Origin of the sequence: Pseudomonas kairouanensis, assembly GCF_004682055.1 — a bacterium.
In the GTDB taxonomy this organism is placed as follows: Bacteria; Pseudomonadota; Gammaproteobacteria; order Pseudomonadales; family Pseudomonadaceae; genus Aquipseudomonas; species Aquipseudomonas kairouanensis.
Genome location: NZ_QUZU01000042.1, coordinates 30,823 through 49,875 on the forward strand (window position 1 = coordinate 30,823; position 19,053 = coordinate 49,875).

A 19,053-nucleotide genomic window follows, 5' to 3' on the forward strand; every position below is an offset into this window, starting at 1 on the left:
GTTTTATCTTTTTATCCTGGCCCATGTGTTTTCCTTCCGGCCTGCGTCGTCGCAGTTCATAGATGCAGCCAAAGCTCAGCTTTGTCTCGCAAGCGCTTGTTCTTTCCAGTTTTTTGACGTCTAAAGCGCACGCAGCGTGTATCATTGCGCCCGTCAGCCCCGCCGGGGCTTGTGGAATACCTCCATGGACTTACCCAGTAGTTACTCAGTACCCCGTTTTACCAATCATGAATTGACTGATTGATCCTTCCGGCGTGCCCCGCTGCTGGGAGTGGAGTTCGCCTATGACCGAAGTAGAAGTTAAGAAAACACAAGAAAGCCTGCAGGATCGCCTGGCTCAAGTCATCGAGCTGCTGCAGCGTCAGCGCGTGGTCGAAGACCTTACGCACCGCCAGGACGGCCCGAATAACAACCTGGTCGAAAACCTGGTTCACCGGCAGAATCTCGTCGAGTTGCAACGCAAGCTCGATGACCTGCACTCCGCCGACGTTGCCTACATCCTTGAAGCCTTGCCGTTGGATGATCGACTGACCCTCTGGCAGTTGGTCAAGGCTGACCGCGACGGCGACATCCTCCTCGAAGTATCCGACTCGGTCCGTGAAACCCTGATCGCCGACATGGACGATCACGAGCTCCTGGCTGCCGCCAAGGAGATGGATGCCGACGAACTCGCTGACCTGGCCCCTGAGCTGCCGCGAGACGTTGTGCATGAGCTGATGGAGGCCCTCGACGGCCAGCAGCGTGAGCGTGTGCGCTCCGCGCTGTCCTATGACGAGGACCAAGTCGGCGCCCTGATGGACTTCGAGATGGTCACCATCCGTGAAGACGTCAGCCTGGAAGTGGTCCTGCGTTACCTGCGCCGTCTCAAAGAGTTGCCGGGCCATACCGACAAACTGTTTGTGGTGGATTACGAAGGCATCCTTAAGGGCGTGCTGCCCATCAAGCGTCTGCTGGTGAATGACCCGGATAAAAAAGTGGCTGACTTGATGGCCAGCGACACGGTGAGCTTTCATCCGGATGAAGACGCCTACGAGGCCGCCCAGGCGTTCGAGCGTTATGACTTGATCTCCGCACCTGTGGTCGACAAGAACGGCAAGTTGATCGGCCGTTTGACCATCGATGAAATGGTCGACCTGATTCGTGAAGAGAGTGAAACCGAAGTCCTCAACATGGCCGGTTTGCGTGAAGAGGAAGATATCTTCGCCTCCGTCTGGCGCTCGCTGCATAACCGTTGGGCGTGGCTGGCCGTTAACCTGATTACCGCTTTTATTGCGTCGCGCGTGATCGGCTTGTTTGAAGGCTCGATCGAAAAGCTGGTGGCCCTCGCGGCATTGATGCCGATCGTTGCCGGGATCGGCGGTAACTCGGGCAACCAGACAATCACCATGATCGTGCGCGCCATGGCGCTGGATCAGGTGAGTACCGCCAATTCATCGCGCTTGCTGCGCAAGGAGCTGGCGGTTGGCCTGATCAATGGTCTGGTGTGGGGTGGGGTGATTGGTGTGGTGGCCTACTTGCTATATGGCAGTTGGTCCCTGGGCGTCGTGATGACAGCCGCCATGACCCTCAACTTGCTGCTGGCCGCGTTGATGGGGGTGTTGATCCCCATGACCCTGGCGCGTTTGGGGCGCGACCCGGCAATGGGTGCCAGTGTGATGATTACCGCCATGACCGATAGCGGTGGCTTCTTCATCTTCCTGGGGTTGGCAACCATCTTCCTGCTCTGATCCTATCCTGTGGGGGGGGCAACTCTGCCCCCCCCCATCTTGCATTCCCTTCTCAAATTCCACGCAAAAAAAAGCCAGCACAGGGCTGGCTTCGGCTTTCAGTTGCAGATCAATTGGCTTCTGCGGCCGCCTCAACGTCGTGCGCGATAAGCGAGACGAGAGCATTTTGCTGGCGGTGGGAGAGCTGACGAAAACGCTGCAGCAGTTCGCGTTCGTGCAGTGACAGCTCAGGGCTGTCCAGGCGCATGCTCAACTCGTCGCCCAGCGCACCTTCCTGAATAAGGCTTTGTTCCAGGCGAGCGATGATTTCGGAGTTCATGCTGCGGTGATGATTGCGAGCCACCTCGGCAATGCGTTCCCGCATTCCGTCTGGCAGACGTACGACGAACTTGTCAGCCGTACGGCTGGAATAAATTGCCTGTTTCAATGGGCGCATATATTTAACCGGTTAGTTCAGGGGAGCGGTTTTTGGAATTGGCCGCAAGATGTGTGTTAGGACAAGGCTTGCAGCCAAATGTTCAACCTCAATTGCAAAGAGGCCGCATCATGCCTCAGATTTGCCAGTTCCTTGGCGTCAATTCTGTGACAAATATTGAACTGCCTAAAGGCTTTATGCCAGCACTGATTTGCAATTTTGCGGACTGGTTGGAAAACTTTTCCATACGTGATTGCGCAAGGGAACTTCCCGCAAGTCCAGGCCACCACAAGGTTTTAGGCCGCACATCCTATAGGAAAGTGGCCTTTTGCCCGTAACTTTAAGACTAGTGGCAAATTGCCGATTTGCGAGGGTGAGGCGACATAAGGTAGGTGGGAAGAAGGGGACGTATCAGCGTAGAACGGGGTCGAATTTGATTCTGCGGCCCACGATGAGCGTTAGCAGAAATACGCTGACGAATACGCCCGTCGCCACGAACGCAATGGTTTTCCCGTCTTGAGACTCGGCATCCAGGCCCAGGAAGGCAGTGGCGACAGTCAGGCACAAAAACAGCCAGGCAGATTTGGTCATGAGTGGTTTCCTTAGAAAACCCAATGTTCAGATGCAGGTGCAGCTTGGGTGCCCTGGGTCAAACGGACTGGCGATTGTGCGTTGGGGGTCATCACCGCCAGTTGCGGGCGTTGTTGCAGGTGATGTGGCACAGCCTGGCTGATTTGCGCAGGGTCGTTGCTGCCGGTCGATTGAAAGTGAAACGTCACCAGTGCAGCCAGGGCTACGGTGTTAAGGGCTAACAGAAGGGCACTGTTCATGTTCATGTTCTCCACCTAACGCCGTGACTGAATGGGGTTTGTAGGAGAAGTATTGCAGGTGTCGTGCCAATCTATTAATTCAATAAAATCAATGGTTTGAGTCTACTTTAAACGCCTGGTAGGTTGCAATTTGCAATACTGGCATTTTGGGGGAGTGCATTTTGCACGATTGGGCCAAATGCCCGTATTCATGGGTTGAAGCCCCAGTCTCCCGCGCAGGGATCGGCCTACACTCAAAAAGCCAACGGACGACATGACAAAACCCCCCTTGGTCGTTAACATGCACGCCGTCCGTCGCAGCAGCCCTTGCTCGATGCGTGTCATTTGTCCCAGTAGCTCAATTGGATAGAGCATCCCCCTCCTAAGGGGAAGGTTGGCCGTTCGAACCGGCCCTGGGACACCACATTCAAAGCCTCGCACAGAAAGTTCTGGCGGGGCTTTTTTGTGGGCGTTCGACAAAGATCGGTCGAACCTTGTCGATGCGCAGGGTTCACAGCAGGTGCACCGTATAGTTACCGCAATCTGTGTAGCTTGCGACCGGCCAGCCAGCATCTGACCGATTAAGCAAAATAATCCCCGGAATCAGCACATACCGCCTGTCCGGATCCGCTCGCCCCGGACTATCATGCCGATAGCCCTGTCCCCCTACTGCAAGGAGCCGCTCGGAACGCCGATGCGCCAGATCTGGAAATCTTTTCGAGCCCTTTATTTCGCCTCCTTGATGATGCTGATCGGCTCCGGCCTGCTCAGTACTTACCTGGCCTTGCGCCTGGCGGCCGACCATGTGGACAGCCTGTGGGTCGGTGCACTGATGGCGGCCAACTACTTTGGCCTGGTGCTGGGCGGCAAGATCGGGCATCGCCTGATTGCCCGGGTCGGGCATATCCGGGCTTATGCCACCTGCGCCGGTATTGTCGGTGCGGCGGTGTTGGGCCATGGCCTGGTCAACTGGTTACCGGCCTGGATCGTGCTGCGGATGATCGTGGGCCTGGGGATGATGTGCCAGTACATGGTCATCGAGAGTTGGCTGAACGAGCAGGCCGACGCCAAGCAGCGTGGCGTGGTGTTCAGTGGCTATATGATCGCGTCCTACCTGGGGTTGGTGCTGGGTCAGTTGATCCTGGTAATGCACCCCGAACTTGGCCTGGAACTGCTGATGCTCGTGGCGCTGTGCTTCGCCCTGTGCCTGGTGCCGGTGGCCATGACCCGGCGAATTCACCCGGCGCCCCTGCACCCTGCGCCAATGGAGCCGCGTTTTTTCATCAAGCGGGTGCCGCAGTCGTTGAGTACGGTGCTGGGCGCAGGGTTGATCGTGGGTTCGTTCTACGGTTTGGCGCCGCTCTATGCATCGCAGCAAGGGTTGACCACCGAGCAGGTGGGTCTGTTCATGGGTAGCTGCATTTTCGCCGGGTTGTTGGTGCAGTGGCCCCTGGGGTGGTTGTCGGACCGCTATGACCGTGCCCTGCTGATTCGCTGCTTTGCCCTGTGCCTGGCGGTGGCGGCATTGCCGTTGGCAGTACTGACTCAGGTGCCGTTGGAAGTGTTGTTTGTGGCCGGCTTTGTGTGCTCCCTGGTGCAATTCTGCCTGTACCCGCTGGCCGTGGCATTCTCCAACGACCATGTGGAAGGTGATCGTCGGGTATCGCTCACAGCCATGCTGCTGGTGACCTACGGCGTTGGTGCCAGTGTCGGGCCGTTGCTGGCGGGCGTAGTGATGAAGATGTTTGGCAGCCATATGCTGTACGCATTTTTCAGCCTGTGTGCGTTGATCCTGGTGTGGCGCATCCGGCCGAAGGCGGTGACCAACCTGCACCAAGTGGATGACGCGCCTCTGCAGCATGTGGCGATGCCTGACAGCATGTCCAGCTCACCCTTGGTGGCCGCGTTGGACCCTCGGGTGGATGAGCAGGTGGTGCAGGAGCAGATGCAAACTGCTGTCCCAGACCCTGAACCGGAAACGGAGCCGACCCCTGCGGTGGAGGAGCTACCCTTTGTCGGTCCTCCCGAGCCGCCGGGGCCGGACGAGCATCCCCATGACCTGAGCAGGGCGCGCCCCTGAAAGCAAAAACGGGCAGACCCCATCAGGATCTGCCCGTTTTTTTTGCCGCGATCTTTAAGCTTTAAAAGTCGTCGTCTTTATCGAAGCGCCGCGCTTCGCGTTGCAGTTGGTACACGAAACGCTCGACCTGACGCTGCACCAGCCCACTCATGTTGTGGAAGCGCACACCGGCAAAGGTGGTGTTGATCTTCTCTTCGAAGTGCAGGTAACGCAGCTCGACGGAGGTGGTCATGCTGCCAAAGGGCAGGGCGGCGATAAAGCGGTCGTAGACCTGGCCCAGTTGCAGGCGTTCGGAGATGTCGCCTTCGAAGCGCAATTTGCAGCCGGTGGCGGAAATATCCAGCAGCTTGCCGCCGATGGGAGCCTTGAGCTTCTCGCCGCCCATCTCGATATTGACCAGTTGGGCCAGTTTCAGCGCCGCACGGAAAGCATTGCGACGCTGATGGTAAACCACCTCGTCAGGCATGCTGCCGGTGTAGATGCGGTGGCCGTCTTTTTCGCTGATTGCCATGCTGCCACTGCTTTCCCAGGCAACACGCACGCCTTCGTGGAAGCCTTCGATGCGGAAGGGCTCGCCGTTTTCGAGGTGGCGTTCGCCGTCGCGGGGGATCATTTCGTCCAAGGCCACGGTGCCGCTGTCACGATCGACATCCACCAGGTAGCTCTGGAAGCGCTGGCTGCGTTCGTGAAAGGTGATGATCAGCGGGTCGTGGCTGTCTTGCAGCATCCGCAGGGTGCTGGCGATTTCCAGAGGCGTGGTGAGGACCTTGGGTGGCTGCGGTGCATCTTCCGCATTAAGGGCGTTGAACACGGTTCTTCCATCTCCAGACAAAATACGACTACACGCAAGAAAAGGCATTTTGCCAGTATGTGGCGCGCCTTGGATAGGCCGCACTGTAAACCGGCATCAGGCTTGGCTGCGGGTGCTTGGCTTGACCAGGCGTGAGGTGGAGCCCTGGGCGTTGTACAGCGCCGGTGGCTCTCCGCCGTGAAGTATACGCAACTGGTTGGCGGTCGTGGTTTGCTGAAGCTGGATCGACTGACCGTTGAGCAGGTTGGCTTCCTGGCACTGGGCGAGCAAATGATTGAGGGCTTTGCTCTGGGCCAGCAATTGATCGCCGACCGAGGAGTGGCTGGCCAGCTGCGCCAGTCCGTCATGATCTGCGGGGAGACCCAGGCTGGTGAGGATCTGGCTGCGTTTCTTGCCGTGCTGTTCCAGCAGGACAATCAGCGACTGCTTGCGCGCCAGGATGTCTTCCAGCAACCGCATATCCCGGCCGTAGAGGGCCAGGGATTCTTCCTTGAGCAGCTCCAGCAGGTGCTGCGTCGGCGCTAGATCATCAATGATCAGTTGAAGCAGATTTTCGTCGTGATGCATGGCTGGCCTTGGGGTTTAAGCGTCCAAAAGCCCGGCGCAGGCCTTTGCCTAGCGCTCGGCTTCGAAATTAAGCAGCTTGCTGGCTACACGGTTGCTGTCGACTTTATAGCTGCCATCGGCGATTGCCTGTTTCAATTCGGCCACGCGGGCTTTATTGACAACCGGTTGATCGCGCAGCGAGTCAGTGACCTTCTGCAACTGTTGAGCCTCATTGCTCAGGTGTACGGATTCCCCGCTCTGGCTGGCGCTGGCCTGTTCCGCCTTGGCGGGCGACTGGGCTTCTACGCTGTCCTTGGCACCGGTGGTGCGCGTACTGCCGGGCAAAGCCTGGGTGTTATTTAAACGACTGAAATCGATGACCATAATAAAAAAACCTCTGGGTATTTGGACGCTTGCCATGTTTTCGGCCATACCCGGACAAACTTTAGGCTCGATTGACAATAAAACACACTGGCCGACATCACCGTCGACAGTGTAGGAAAAGCTGGCGTCCGATACCAGTAGTCTATAAGGCCACCTCGACTTGGCCGGGTGCTGTCACCCGCGCCTTGATCACACGATTGGAATTGAGGTTCTTCACCCTGATCTGTTCGCTCATGCCGCCGTTGGACAAGGCCTCCCCCGGCATTTTTACGTTCAAGGCGCCACTGCTGGCGGAAATCACTACTTGATCGCCCTTGCGAATGACTTCGGCCTGTTCCAGTTGAACCAGTGTGATCACCTGGTCAGTGACCACCGGTCGGGTCAGCTTTTGTCCGACGGCTTGGTCAAGGGAGGTCAGGTAGCCCTGGTTGATCAGGCTGATGTCCCGTTCGCGCAGTACAACGTCCTCGAACCCGATGATGCCCAGGCGCTTGAGCGGGCGTGCCACCACGACCACATCGCGGAACAGCTTGACCTGTGCCGGCACGAACACCGTCCAGGGCGACGCGCCTTCACAACGCACCTTCACCGTCACGCGGCCGATGGGCTGGGCGGGGCTTTCAAGGGTGGCTGTCAATTCCTTGTCGCACATAGGCATGCGCAGCCGGGGGTCCAGAGGGTTGACCTGGATTTCATAACGCCCCGGTGTCTGCGTGGTCGCCAGATAATCTTCTACAGTGAACTCAAGAAACCCTTGGGTGACGCCGATAAGTAGATCAGGCAGGGTGACGTTGTCTGCACGGGCCGTGGTGCCCAGGCTGAAAGCGAGCAACGCCACCCAGGCGCAGAGCACTCTGCGATAGAGGGGGAATTGAAGGCGTCGGGAAACTGTCGTTTTAATGTCCATGGCCAATAAATAGCAAAGCTCGTGCCGTTTAGTGTTGGGTGCGCGTCGCATCCCTGAAGGTTTTAGCGTAGGAGTCTGGGCATGGCAGGTGTAATGGATTCAGTAAACCAGCGCACACAGCTGGTAGGGCAGAATCGCCTGGAGTTGTTGCTTTTCCGCCTGGACGGCAAACAGTTATATGGCATCAACGTGTTCAAGGTGCGGGAAGTGCTGCAGTGTCCCAAGCTGACGATCATGCCCAAGTCCAGCCCGGTGGTGTGTGGCGTGGCCAACATCCGTGGCGCGACCATCCCGATTCTTGATTTGGCATTGGCCACCGGTTCTGCAGGTTTGCAGGACCGTGAAAACCCGTTCGTGATCATCACCGAGTACAACACCAAGACCCAGGGTTTCCTGGTGCGCTCGGTGGAACGTATCGTCAACATGAACTGGGAAGAGATCCATCCGCCACCCAAGGGCACCGGCCGCGACCACTACCTCACGGCGGTGACGCGGGTGGACAACCAGTTGGTGGAAATCATCGACGTGGAGAAGATCCTCGCCGAAGTGGCGCCGACCTCGGAATCGATTTCCGTGGGTGTGGTGGATGCAGAGACGGCGCACAAAGCCATCTCCCTGCGGGTACTGACGGTGGACGACTCTTCGGTGGCGCGCAAGCAGGTAACCCGTTGCCTGCAAACCGTCGGCGTGGAAGTGGTGGCCCTTAATGATGGTCGCCAAGCCTTGGATTACCTGCGCAAGCTGGTGGACGAAGGCAAGAAACCGGAAGATGAATTCCTGATGATGATTTCCGACATTGAAATGCCGGAAATGGACGGCTACACCCTCACCGCTGAGATACGCAACGATCCACGCATGCAAAAACTGCATATCATCCTGCATACTTCGTTGTCGGGTGTATTCAACCAGGCGATGGTCAAGAAGGTCGGTGCCGATGACTTCTTGGCCAAATTCCGTCCTGACGACCTGGCAGCCCGGGTAGTCGACCGGATCAAGGCAGCAGATCACGGCTAGGGTTTCTGTCCCTGGCGGTCATACGATTTTAGAGGCGGTATCAGTGTCTACGGGTAATTTGGATTTTGAACAGTTCCGGGTCTTCCTGGAAAAAGCCTGTGGCATATTGCTCGGTGAAAACAAGCAGTACCTGGTATCCAGCCGTCTCAACAAACTGATGGAACAGCAGGGCATCAAGTCGTTGGGCGAGTTGGTCCAGCGTATCCAGGGCCAACCGCGCAGCGGTCTCAAGGAAATGGTGGTCGATGCCATGACCACCAACGAAACCTTGTGGTTTCGCGACACCTACCCCTTTGAAGTGCTCAAGAGCAAAGTGCTGCCGGAGGCCATCAAGGCCAGCCCTGGTCAGCGCTTGCGCATCTGGTCGGCGGCGTGTTCCTCGGGGCAGGAACCGTATTCGATCTCGATGTCCATCGATGAGTTCGAGCGGACCAACATGGGCCAGTTGAAGGCCGGTGCGCAGATCGTGGCCACCGACCTGTCCGGTACCATGCTCACCAACTGCAAGACCGGCGAGTACGACAGCCTGGCACTGGGCCGTGGTTTGTCCCAGGAACGCCTGCAGCGTTACTTCGACCCGAAAGGGGCAGGGCGTTGGGCGGTCAAGGCGCCGATCAAGAGCCGGGTAGAGTTCCGCTCGTTCAACCTGCTGGACAGCTACGCCAGCCTGGGCAAGTTCGACATGGTGTTCTGCCGCAACGTACTGATCTACTTTTCGGCCGAAGTAAAGAAGGACATCCTGTTGCGCATCCACGGCACCCTCAAGCGTGGCGGCTATCTGTTCCTCGGTGCTTCCGAGGCACTGAACGGTTTGCCGGATCACTACCAGATGGTGCAGTGCAGCCCGGGCATCATCTACCAGGCCAAGTAAGCAACACTGGGTAAAAAATGTGGGAGGGGGCTTGCCCCCGATAGCAGTGGTTCAGTTGATGCATCTATCACTGACACACCGCCATCGGGGGCAAGCCCCCTCCCACATTTGTTATGCGGTAATCCTGACAATAGCGGCAACGCCCATTGCCGCTTTACTGGCACCACGCGGAAACCCGTTGCCGCTTTTCTGGCATTGCCGCCCGGCAAATGTCCACCAAGCCCTGTAAACACGGGCTATCAGTAGATTGGCACACACCTTGCTATAACCCTGTTAACGAACAGCAGGTCAGCCTAAAGGTTTCCGCCATGAGCATCAGCTTCGATAAAGCGCTCGGTATCCATGAACAAGCCCTGGGCTTCCGCGCCCAGCGTGCCGAAGTCCTGGCCAACAACATTGCCAACGCCGATACCCCGAACTACAAGGCTCGGGACCTGGACTTCTCCGCCGTGCTCGCCGCACAGCAGGACAAGACCAAGAACGGCACCTTCGCGCTGAACATGACCAACAGCCGTCATATCGAAGCCCAGGGTTTGAGCAATGGTGACGAATCGTTGCTGTACCGCACGCCGATGCAGCCGTCGATTGACCAGAACACCGTCGACGCCCAGTTGGAGCAATCGGCCTATGCCGAGAACTCGGTGAACTTCCAGGCCAGCTTCACCCTGCTCAACAGCAAATTCAAAGGGCTGATGTCAGCCCTGCGTGGAGAGTAAGCCATGTCCCTGTCCAGTGTTTTCAGTATTGCCGGTAGTGGCATGAGCGCTCAAACCACGCGTTTGAACACCGTCGCCAGTAACATCGCCAACGCCGAGACCGTGTCTTCGAGCATTGACCAGACCTACCGTGCCCGTCACCCCGTGTTCGCCACCATGTTCCAGGCCGGCCAGAACGGCGGCAGCGATTCGCTGTTCCAGGAGCAGGGCGCCGCAGGTTCCGGTGTACAGGTGCTGGGTGTGGTTGAAGACCAAAGCAACCTCGAAGCCCGTTACGAGCCCAACCATCCCGCCGCGAACGAAAAGGGTTATGTCTACTACCCCAACGTCAACGTGGTCGAGGAAATGGCCGACATGATTTCCGCCAGCCGCTCGTTCCAGACCAATGCGGAAATGATGAACACCGCCAAAACCATGATGCAGAAGGTCCTGACCCTGGGTCAGTGATAAGGGGCACCGAATAATGGCCATCGTTGATACCACATCAACCAACACTGCGGTGCAGGACCTTTTCAACACCAAGGTCTCCACGGCGACGAACAACGTTGCAAGCACTGCCACCGCTGCCACGGGTAACCAGTCCCTGGGCAAGGACGCATTCCTGCAACTGCTGGTAACCCAGCTGAAAAACCAGAACCCGCTGTCACCGCAAGACAACGGCGCGTTCGTGGCTCAGTTGGCGCAGTTCAGCAGCCTGGAAGGCATCAACACCCTGAACGACTCGGTGAATGCGATCTCCAGCAACTTCAGCTCGTCGCAAGCGTTGCAAGCGTCGTCGCTGGTGGGGCGTTCGATCATCACCCAGACCGACAAGGCGTTGGTGGATACCAGCAAGAGCATGACCGGTTCGGTCGCCGTAACGGCTGCCACCGGTAACGTCTCGGTGAAGATCACCGACGCGAACGGCAACGTGGTGCGCACCATCGACATGGGGGCCCAGAGCGCCGGTTCTTCGGACTTTATCTGGGACGGCAAGAACGACGCAGGTGAAGTGGCCGCTGCTGGTACTTACACCTTCACCGCCACCACCAAAAATGACGCGGGCGATTCGGTTGCCCTGGTGACGTCGCTGCCAGCCACGGTCACCAGTGTGACCCTGAGCAAGACCGGCGGCGAAATGGTGTTGAACCTCGCGGGCGGCATGGGCAGCGTCAAGCTGTCGCAAATTCAGACTATCGGTACATAGAGCCGGCTAAATACGGCAGAGGGAGAGAAACATGTCTTTTAACATCGGCCTTAGCGGCCTCTATGCGGCCAACAAACAACTGGACGTGACCGGCAACAACATCGCCAACGTCGCGACTACTGGTTTCAAGTCGTCCCGTGCGGAATTCGCCGACATCTACGCGGCGTCCAAACTGGGTACTGGCCAGAACAGCATCGGCAACGGTGTGAACCTGGCGGCAGTGTCCCAGCAGTTCACCCAGGGTGATGTGAACGGCAGCGGCGGCATCCTGGACATGGCGATCCAGGGTGGTGGCTTCTTCGTGCAGAAGGGCAGCGATGGTTCGCTGGAGTACACCCGCAGCGGTGCCTTCCGTGCCGACAAGGACGGTTACATCACCAACAATACCGGCACCTCGCGCCTGCAAGGCTACGCTGCCGATGCCGATGGCAAGATCATCAAGGGCGCGCTGACCGACCTGCAACTGAACCTGGCGAACCTGCCACCGCAGGCGTCCAGCAAAGTGGACTCCACCAGTAACCTTAACTCCTCGGAGCCGGCGATCGATCAGACCGTCAAGGCGTTCGATCCGACCGACACCAGCACGTTCACGACCCAATACAGCACCACGTTGTACGATTCCCAGGGCAACGCGCACCCGATGGTGCAGTACATGGTGAAGACCGACTCCAACAAGTGGATGGCCTACACCCTGATCGACGGGCGCAACCCCGACGGTACCACCACGGCGCCTGAAGGTCGGCTGCTGTCGTTTGACGGTGCAGGCAAGCTCGATACGATCACTGTTCCGCCGGCCACCGTTTCCAACACCACCTGGACCATCGCTGACTGGAACCCCGGTTCGCTGGTTAACGGCGTGTGGACAGACAACGGCGCGGATTCCAAAAGCATTGCGGTGAACATGAGCAACATCACCCAGTACAACTCCGCCAGCTACCGCAACCCGCCGGTCACCGATGGCTATGCCACCGGCCAGATCACCGGCCTGAAAATCGACGGCAGCGGCGTGCTGTTCGCCACGTTCAGCAACCAGCAGAGCAAGGCCATCGGCCAGATCTCCCTGGCCAGCTTCAACAACGAACAGGGCCTGCAACCTGCTGGCGGTACCACTTGGAGAGAGACGTTCGCGTCGGGCCAGCCGGGTTATGACACCCCGCAAGCCGGTACCCTGGGTTCGATCGTGGCCAACTCCCTGGAGAACTCCAACGTCAACCTGACCAACGAGCTGGTGGACCTGATCAAGGCCCAGAGCAACTATCAGGCAAACGCCAAGACCATCTCCACCCAGAGCACCATCATGCAGACCATCATCCAGATGACCTGATGCGGTAGCGCTCCACAAGAAGCCCCTCACACGAGGGGCTTTTTTGTGGCTGGTCTTCAGGGCAATGGGGGGCAAATGTGGGAGTGGGCTTGCTCGCGAAGGCGCAGTTTCAGCCAATGCATTTTCAAGCAGACAGACCGCTTTGGCGAGCAAGCCCGCTCCCACAAAAGCCTGCACGCGCGCAGCATTGATTGGACTTATCAGTGGGCAAAAGAAAACCCCCGCCAAACCCAGTGGGCTTGGCGGGGGTTTCAGGTCAGCGCCTTTCGGCGCTTACCGGCTCAGCTTATTGGCAAGCTTCGCAATCCGGCTCGTCAATCGCGCAGGCTTTCGGCACAGGTGCCGGGCCGGCTGGAGCGGCGAGTACCGAGTCATCACCGTGGTTGCCGCCGCTGGAAACAGCGTTCAGCTTACCGGTGTTGATGGTCGACTTCTCGGTGCTGGTCGCAGCCAGGGCACGGAGGTAGTAAGTGGTTTTCAGGCCACGGTACCACGCCATGCGGTAGGTCACGTCCAGCTTCTTGCCCGAAGCGCCGGCGATGTACAGGTTCAGGGACTGGGCCTGGTCGATCCACTTCTGACGACGGCTGGCGGCGTCAACGATCCACTTGGTGTCCACTTCGAAGGCCGTCGCGTAGAGCTCTTTGAGTTCTTGCGGGATGCGCTCGATCTGCTGCACGGAACCGTCGTAGTACTTCAGGTCGTTGATCATGACCGAGTCCCACAGGCCGCGGGCCTTGAGGTCGCGAACCAGGTACGGGTTGATCACGGTGAATTCGCCCGACAGGTTCGATTTCACATACAGGTTCTGGTAGGTCGGTTCGATCGACTGCGATACGCCAGTGATGTTGGCGATGGTGGCGGTCGGTGCGATGGCCATGATGTTGGAGTTACGAATACCTTTCTGCACACGGGCACGTACCGGCTCCCAGTCCAGGGTTTCGTTCAGGTCAACGTCGATGTACTTCTGGCCACGGGCTTCGATCAGGATCTGTTGCGAATCCAGCGGCAGGATGCCTTTGGACCACAGCGAACCCTGGAACGTCTCGTAGGCACCGCGCTCGTCGGCCAGGTCGCAGGAAGCCTGGATCGCGTAGTAGCTGACCGCTTCCATGGACTTGTCGGCGAACTCGACCGCAGCATCCGAACCGTAAGGAATGTGCTGCAGGTACAAAGCGTCCTGGAAGCCCATGATGCCCAGGCCGACTGGACGGTGCTTGAAGTTGGAGTTCTGCGCCTGTGGCACCGAGTAGTAGTTGATGTCGATCACGTTATCGAGCATGCGTACGGCGGTGTTGACGGTGCGTTCCAGCTTGGCGGTGTCCAGCTTGCCGTTGACGATGTGGTTCGGCAGGTTGATCGAGCCCAGGTTGCAAACGGCGATCTCGTCCTTGTTGGTGTTCAAGGTGATCTCGGTGCACAGGTTCGAGCTGTGGACCACGCCCACGTGCTGCTGCGGGCTGCGCAGGTTGCACGGGTCTTTGAAGGTCAGCCATGGGTGGCCGGTCTCAAACAGCATGGACAGCATTTTGCGCCACAGGTCTTTGGCCTGGATGGTCTTGAACAGCTTGATCTTGCCTGGGTACTGAGCCAGGGCTTCGTAGTACTCGTAGCGCTCTTCGAAGGCCTTGCCGGTCAGGTCGTGCAGGTCCGGTACTTCGGACGGCGAGAACAGGGTCCACTGGCCGTCATCGAAGACGCGCTTCATGAACAGGTCAGGGATCCAGTTGGCAGTGTTCATGTCGTGGGTACGACGACGGTCATCACCGGTGTTCTTGCGCAGCTCGATGAACTCTTCGATGTCCATGTGCCAGGTTTCCAGGTAGGCGCACACAGCGCCTTTGCGCTTGCCACCCTGGTTCACGGCTACGGCGGTGTCGTTCACCACTTTCAGGAACGGTACAACGCCTTGGGACTTGCCGTTGGTGCCCTTGATGTACGAACCCAGTGCACGTACCGGCGTCCAGTCGTTACCCAGGCCGCCAGCGAATTTGGACAGCATGGCGTTGTCGTGGATCGCGTGGTAGATGCCCGACAGGTCATCCGGCACGGTGGTCAGGTAGCAGCTGGACAGCTGTGGACGCAGGGTACCGGCGTTGAACAGGGTCGGGGTCGACGACATGTAGTCGAAAGACGACAACAGGTTGTAGAACTCGATCGCACGATCTTCTTTGTGCTTCTCTTCAATCGCCAGGCCCATGGCCACGCGCATGAAGAACACTTGCGGCAGTTCGAAGCGGATACCGTCCTTGTGGATGAAGTAGCGGTCGTACAGGGTTTGCAGGCCCAGGTAGGTGAACTGCTGGTCGCGCTCGTGGTTGATCGCCTTGCCGAGTTTTTCCAGGTCGAAGGTGGCCAGGACCGGGTTGAGCAATTCGAATTCGATACCCTTGGCGATGTAGGCAGGCAGGGCCTTGGCGTACAGGTCGGCCATCTCGTGGTGGGTGGCGCTGTCGGCCACGCCCAGGAAGCCCAGGCCTTCGGCGCGCAGGGTGTCCATCAGCAGGCGCGCGGTCACGAACGAGTAGTTCGGCTCACGTTCAACCAGGGTACGGGCAGTCATCACCAGGGCGGTATTGACGTCGGTCAGGGCCACGCCGTCGTACAGGTTCTTCAGGGTTTCGCGCTGGATCAGGTCACCGTCGACTTCTTCCAGGCCTTCGCAGGCCTCGGTCACGATGGTGTTCAGGCGGCCCAGGTCCAGCGGTGCAAAGCTACCGTCGGCCAGGGTGATGCGGATCGATGGGTGAGCTTGTACCGCGGCTTCTTCGGCTGGGGTGCGTACAGCGCGTTCCTTGGAACGGGCGTCACGGTAGATCACGTAGTCGCGGGCTACTTTCTGCTCGCCGGCACGCATCAGGGCCAGTTCGACCTGGTCCTGGATTTCTTCGATGTGGATGGTGCCGCCCGAAGGCATGCGACGCTTGAAGGTCGCGGTGACTTGTTCGGTCAGGCGGGCAACGGTGTCGTGGATGCGCGACGAGGCAGCAGCGGTGCCGCCTTCAACTGCAAGGAACGCTTTGGTGATAGCGACGGTGATTTTGTCATCGGTGTAAGGAACGACAGTGCCGTTACGCTTGATCACGCGCAGTTGGCCAGGTGCGGTGGCGGACAGATCCAGGTTCGAATCAGCGGCCTGCGGCACGGAGCCCTGCGGGTTCTCGCGAGTTGTGTCGGTTTGCATGGGGGGTTGTCTCCACGTTCTATATTTGATTGCGAGTGCCAGGCTCTTCCTGCAACACCCGTACCGTTTTCCATATCGGGGATGGGAAACAGCTGCCATCCGCGTGAGCGGTTTGGTCTACTGAAAGTCTCTTGGTTCCATGCTGCGCTAGCAATAAAACGCTTGAATTTCGAGCCACTTGTGTGGTTGGGCGATTTCGTCAAAAACCCCACATATAGGGTCTTCTCTGAGGCCGAGGTACAAGATAATGCGTTTCGTAGGGGTTGGCAACGCAGTAACCTGTGGATAACGCTGTGGGTAAAATGTGTATGAAAGGTGGAATGTGCGTGTAGGCCGCATTACTGCTGCGTTGCACCGTTTGTCATTAGATGTTTCAGCCTTAAAACAGCCGTCCCATTTTCGAAGGGCGCGAACCCTATCACAAAAAAACGCGATCACCGAATGGATTTCCTGGCTTGTGCTAGAGGGCTGGCCCATGGCTACAATCGGCTTTTGTTATGCCCCTGAAACATGACAAACAAGCGATGACTGATGAAGATCAAACTGTGGGAGCGCGCTTGCTCGCGAAAGCGGTCTATCAGCTACACATTCAGTGACTGACACTGCGCTTTCGCGAGCAAGCCCGCTCCCACCGTTGATCTCCATCGGTAAGAAGAACTTCTAATAACAATGAGGCCCCCCCGTGGAGCAAGAAGCCTGGCAGGTATTGATTGTCGAAGATGACCAGCGACTCGCTGAGTTGACCCGCGACTATCTGGAGAGCAACGGCCTGCGGGTGTCGATCGAAGGCGACGGCGCCCAGGCCGCGGCGCGCATCATCGAGCAGCAACCGGACCTGGTGATCCTCGACCTGATGCTCCCTGGCGAAGACGGCCTGAGCATCTGCCGCAAGGTACGCGAGCGCTACGACGGGGTGATCCTGATGCTCACTGCCCGAACCGACGACATGGACCAAGTGCTCGGCCTGGACATGGGTGCCGACGACTACGTGTGCAAGCCCGTACGCCCGCGCTTGTTGCTGGCGCGTATCCAGGCGCTGCTGCGGCGCAGCGAACCCACTGAACCTGTCGCAGTGGAAAACCTGCGCCGCCTGCAATTCGGCCCCCTGGTGGTGGACAACGCCCTGCGCGAAGCCTGGTTGCACGAAGGCGGAATCGAGTTGACCAGCGCCGAATTCGACCTGTTGTGGCTGCTGGTGGCCAACGCGGGGCGCATCCTGTCCCGCGAAGAAATCTTCATCGCCCTTCGGGGTATTGGCTATGACGGCCAGGACCGCTCCATTGATGTGCGCATCTCGCGCATTCGCCCCAAGATAGGCGACGATCCGATCCACCCACGCCTGATCAAGACCATCCGCAGCAAAGGCTACCTGTTCGTGCCTGAAGCCTGTGTCGACCTACCGCTGTGAACTCGATCTTCCTGCGTATCTATGGCGGCATGTGCGCGGCGCTGATCCTGGTAGCCCTGCTCGGCGTGCTCGCCTTGCATCTGCTCAACGAGGTGCGCAGCGGCCAATACCGCGAGCGCCTGGCCCACGGCACCTTTGCCCTGATGGGCGACAACCTGAAGCCCATGAGCCCCATTGAGCGTCAACGCGCCCTGGCCGTATGGGAGCGCCTGTTGGGCATCCCCCTGGAACTGCGCACCCTCACCGATGCGCAGTTGGACCTGGGCCAGCGCAACCGCCTGCAACGCGGCCAGGTGCTGGTGGAGCAGACCGGCCCCCATGCAGCGCGCGTTCTGCGCTTGGTCAGCGACCAGGAACAACTGGTGCTCACCGGCGAAGTGCAGCAAATCAGCGAACAACTGGCCCGTGCGACGATTTACCTATTGGCCGACGAATTGGTGCGTTTTCCGGTAGCCGAGCAGCCACAACGGTTGGCGGACATAAAAGAAGCCAAGGGCTTTGGCTTTGAGATGCACCTGATGGCCCTCGATCAGGCGGATATGGACGACGACCAGCGGCGCCGCGTCTCGGAGGGCGACACAGTAATGGCCCTGGGCAAGGGCGGCGACTCGATTCGCGTGTTTGCCGGTATGGTCGGCACCCCCTGGGTGCTGGAAATCGGCCCGTTGTTTCAAATGAACCCCTACCCGGCGCAATGGCTGATCCTGATCGCCTTGATCGGCCTGACCCTGATCGGCCTGATCGTCTATTTATTGGTGCGCCAGCTTGAGCGCCGCCTCAAAGGCCTGGAAGCCGCCGCCACGCGTATTGCCAAGGGCAATCTGGAAGTTCGCGTGCCGGCCCGCGGCGCCGACTCGGTAGGGCGCCTGGCGGCAGCATTCAACGGCATGGCCGAGCACTTGCAGCAATTGCTGGCGATCCAGCGTGAACTGGTGCGCGCGGTATCCCATGAACTGCGCACCCCGGTGGCGCGCTTGCGCTTTGGCCTGGAGATGATCGGCGACGCGGCCACTCCCGATGCTCGGCGCAAATACATGGAAGGCATGGATAACGACATCCAGGACCTGGACGGTCTGGTGGATGAAATGCTCACCTACGCCCGTCTTGAGCAAGGCGCGCCAGCGCTGAATTTCCAGCGGGTCGACCTCAGTGCGTTGCTTGATCAGGTTATTGATGAGTTATCGCCCCTGCGCCCGCAGGTGACGGTCACCCGAGGTATTTGCCTGTCGTCGGCGCATTGGGACGATGCCTGGGTCGACGCCGAACCACGCTACCTGCACCGCGCGCTGCAAAACCTGGTGGGCAACGCCATGCGCCATGCGCAGGGGCAGGTGTTGATCAGTTACCAGGTGGGCCAGGTGCGCTGCCGCATCGACGTGGAGGATGACGGGCCCGGTGTGCCGGAAAGTGCCTGGGAGCGCATCTTCACGCCGTTCCTGCGCCTGGACGACAGCCGCACCCGTGCTTCGGGCGGGCATGGGCTGGGGTTATCGATTGTTCGGCGGATTATCCATTGGCATGGTGGGCGGGCGCTGATCGGCAAGAGCAACAACCTTGGAGGTGCATGTTTCAGCTTGAGTTGGCCCAGGGATCAAGAGAAACCCTGAAACCGCTTTCGCGAGCAAGCCCGCTCCCACATTCGACCGAGTTCCAACGTTGGAATGCAGTCAA

18 protein-coding genes and 1 tRNA gene are annotated in these 19,053 nt (G+C 58.7%); 11 read left to right on the forward strand and 8 right to left on the reverse strand.

Annotation, left to right across the window (positions count from 1 at the left end; translation table 11 throughout):
- Positions 1-284 precede the first annotated feature (284 nt).
- Positions 285-1,727 (forward strand): magnesium transporter, encoded by a 1,443-nt coding sequence (gene mgtE, locus DYL59_RS25205; RefSeq protein WP_135291620.1) that lies wholly within the window; start codon positions 285-287, stop codon positions 1,725-1,727.
- 109 nt (positions 1,728-1,836) lie between these two features.
- On the opposite strand, the gene DYL59_RS25210 is transcribed toward mgtE, so the two are convergent.
- The 3 genes from DYL59_RS25210 to DYL59_RS25225 form a co-directional block, all read right to left on the reverse strand.
- Positions 1,837-2,163 (reverse strand): Arc family DNA-binding protein, encoded by a 327-nt coding sequence (locus tag DYL59_RS25210; protein ID WP_003175643.1) that lies wholly within the window; start codon positions 2,161-2,163, stop codon positions 1,837-1,839.
- 390 nt (positions 2,164-2,553) lie between these two features.
- Complete coding sequence (locus DYL59_RS25220) at positions 2,554-2,733, reverse strand: PA3371 family protein (protein WP_135291622.1); 180 nt, start codon at positions 2,731-2,733, stop codon at positions 2,554-2,556.
- Positions 2,734-2,744: 11 nt separating this feature from the next.
- Positions 2,745-2,972, reverse strand: coding sequence for a hypothetical protein (locus DYL59_RS25225; RefSeq protein ID WP_015885464.1), 228 nt, complete (start codon positions 2,970-2,972; stop codon positions 2,745-2,747).
- A gap of 326 nt (positions 2,973-3,298) precedes the next feature.
- On the opposite strand from DYL59_RS25225, the gene DYL59_RS25230 reads away from it, so the two are divergent.
- Together DYL59_RS25230 and DYL59_RS25235 are read left to right on the forward strand one after the other, a co-directional pair.
- Positions 3,299-3,375, forward strand: a tRNA-Arg gene (locus tag DYL59_RS25230).
- A 270-nt stretch (positions 3,376-3,645) separates the two neighbouring features.
- Complete coding sequence (locus DYL59_RS25235; protein ID WP_135291634.1) at positions 3,646-5,031, forward strand: MFS transporter; 1,386 nt, start codon at positions 3,646-3,648, stop codon at positions 5,029-5,031.
- 61 nt (positions 5,032-5,092) lie between these two features.
- On the opposite strand, the gene DYL59_RS25240 is transcribed toward DYL59_RS25235, so the two are convergent.
- The 4 genes from DYL59_RS25240 to flgA form a co-directional block, all read right to left on the reverse strand.
- Positions 5,093-5,842: a flagellar brake protein gene (locus DYL59_RS25240; RefSeq protein ID WP_135291623.1), complete on the reverse strand. Its 750-nt coding sequence runs from the start codon at positions 5,840-5,842 to the stop codon at positions 5,093-5,095.
- 96 nt (positions 5,843-5,938) lie between these two features.
- Positions 5,939-6,409 (reverse strand): flagellar protein FlgN, encoded by a 471-nt coding sequence (locus DYL59_RS25245; RefSeq protein WP_135291624.1) that lies wholly within the window; start codon positions 6,407-6,409, stop codon positions 5,939-5,941.
- A 48-nt stretch (positions 6,410-6,457) separates the two neighbouring features.
- The gene (gene flgM / locus DYL59_RS25250) at positions 6,458-6,772 is read right to left on the reverse strand and encodes a flagellar biosynthesis anti-sigma factor FlgM (RefSeq protein ID WP_135291625.1); all 315 of its coding nucleotides are present in this window, start codon (positions 6,770-6,772) and stop codon (positions 6,458-6,460) included.
- 142 nt (positions 6,773-6,914) lie between these two features.
- Positions 6,915-7,679, reverse strand: coding sequence for a flagellar basal body P-ring formation chaperone FlgA (gene flgA / locus DYL59_RS25255; RefSeq protein WP_135291626.1), 765 nt, complete (start codon positions 7,677-7,679; stop codon positions 6,915-6,917).
- An 81-nt stretch (positions 7,680-7,760) separates the two neighbouring features.
- Between flgA and DYL59_RS25260 the strand changes: the two genes are divergently transcribed.
- The 6 genes from DYL59_RS25260 (at position 7,761) to flgE (ending at position 12,790) form a co-directional block, all read left to right on the forward strand.
- Positions 7,761-8,693, forward strand: a complete 933-nt coding sequence (locus tag DYL59_RS25260) for a chemotaxis protein CheV (protein ID WP_135291627.1) — start codon at positions 7,761-7,763, stop codon at positions 8,691-8,693.
- 43 nt (positions 8,694-8,736) lie between these two features.
- Positions 8,737-9,564, forward strand: coding sequence for a protein-glutamate O-methyltransferase CheR (cheR, locus tag DYL59_RS25265; RefSeq protein ID WP_016979774.1), 828 nt, complete (start codon positions 8,737-8,739; stop codon positions 9,562-9,564).
- Between the two features lie 308 nt (positions 9,565-9,872).
- On the forward strand, positions 9,873-10,280 hold the full coding sequence (flgB, locus tag DYL59_RS25270) for a flagellar basal body rod protein FlgB (RefSeq protein ID WP_010208346.1): 408 nt from the start codon (positions 9,873-9,875) through the stop codon (positions 10,278-10,280).
- A 3-nt stretch (positions 10,281-10,283) separates the two neighbouring features.
- Positions 10,284-10,727 carry a flagellar basal body rod protein FlgC gene (gene flgC, locus DYL59_RS25275; protein WP_135291628.1) on the forward strand — a complete coding sequence of 148 codons (444 nt, stop codon included), beginning with the start codon at positions 10,284-10,286 and terminating at the stop codon, positions 10,725-10,727.
- Positions 10,728-10,743: 16 nt separating this feature from the next.
- A complete protein-coding gene (gene flgD, locus DYL59_RS25280) occupies positions 10,744-11,466 on the forward strand; it encodes a flagellar hook assembly protein FlgD (protein WP_135291629.1) in 723 nt (240 codons plus the stop codon).
- A gap of 31 nt (positions 11,467-11,497) precedes the next feature.
- Positions 11,498-12,790, forward strand: a complete 1,293-nt coding sequence (gene flgE, locus DYL59_RS25285) for a flagellar hook protein FlgE (RefSeq protein ID WP_135291630.1) — start codon at positions 11,498-11,500, stop codon at positions 12,788-12,790.
- A gap of 286 nt (positions 12,791-13,076) precedes the next feature.
- Here flgE and DYL59_RS25290 read toward each other — a convergent pair whose 3' ends face one another.
- On the reverse strand, positions 13,077-15,974 hold the full coding sequence (locus DYL59_RS25290) for a ribonucleoside-diphosphate reductase subunit alpha (protein WP_135291631.1): 2,898 nt from the start codon (positions 15,972-15,974) through the stop codon (positions 13,077-13,079).
- A 682-nt stretch (positions 15,975-16,656) separates the two neighbouring features.
- Between DYL59_RS25290 and DYL59_RS25295 the strand changes: the two genes are divergently transcribed.
- Both DYL59_RS25295 and DYL59_RS25300 read left to right on the forward strand, forming a co-directional pair.
- Positions 16,657-17,382 (forward strand): response regulator, encoded by a 726-nt coding sequence (locus DYL59_RS25295; protein ID WP_135291632.1) that lies wholly within the window; start codon positions 16,657-16,659, stop codon positions 17,380-17,382.
- Positions 17,379-18,989, forward strand: a complete 1,611-nt coding sequence (locus DYL59_RS25300) for an ATP-binding protein (protein ID WP_135291633.1) — start codon at positions 17,379-17,381, stop codon at positions 18,987-18,989. The genes DYL59_RS25295 and DYL59_RS25300 overlap by 4 nt, the downstream gene beginning before the upstream one ends.
- Positions 18,990-19,053: the final 64 nt, after the last annotated feature.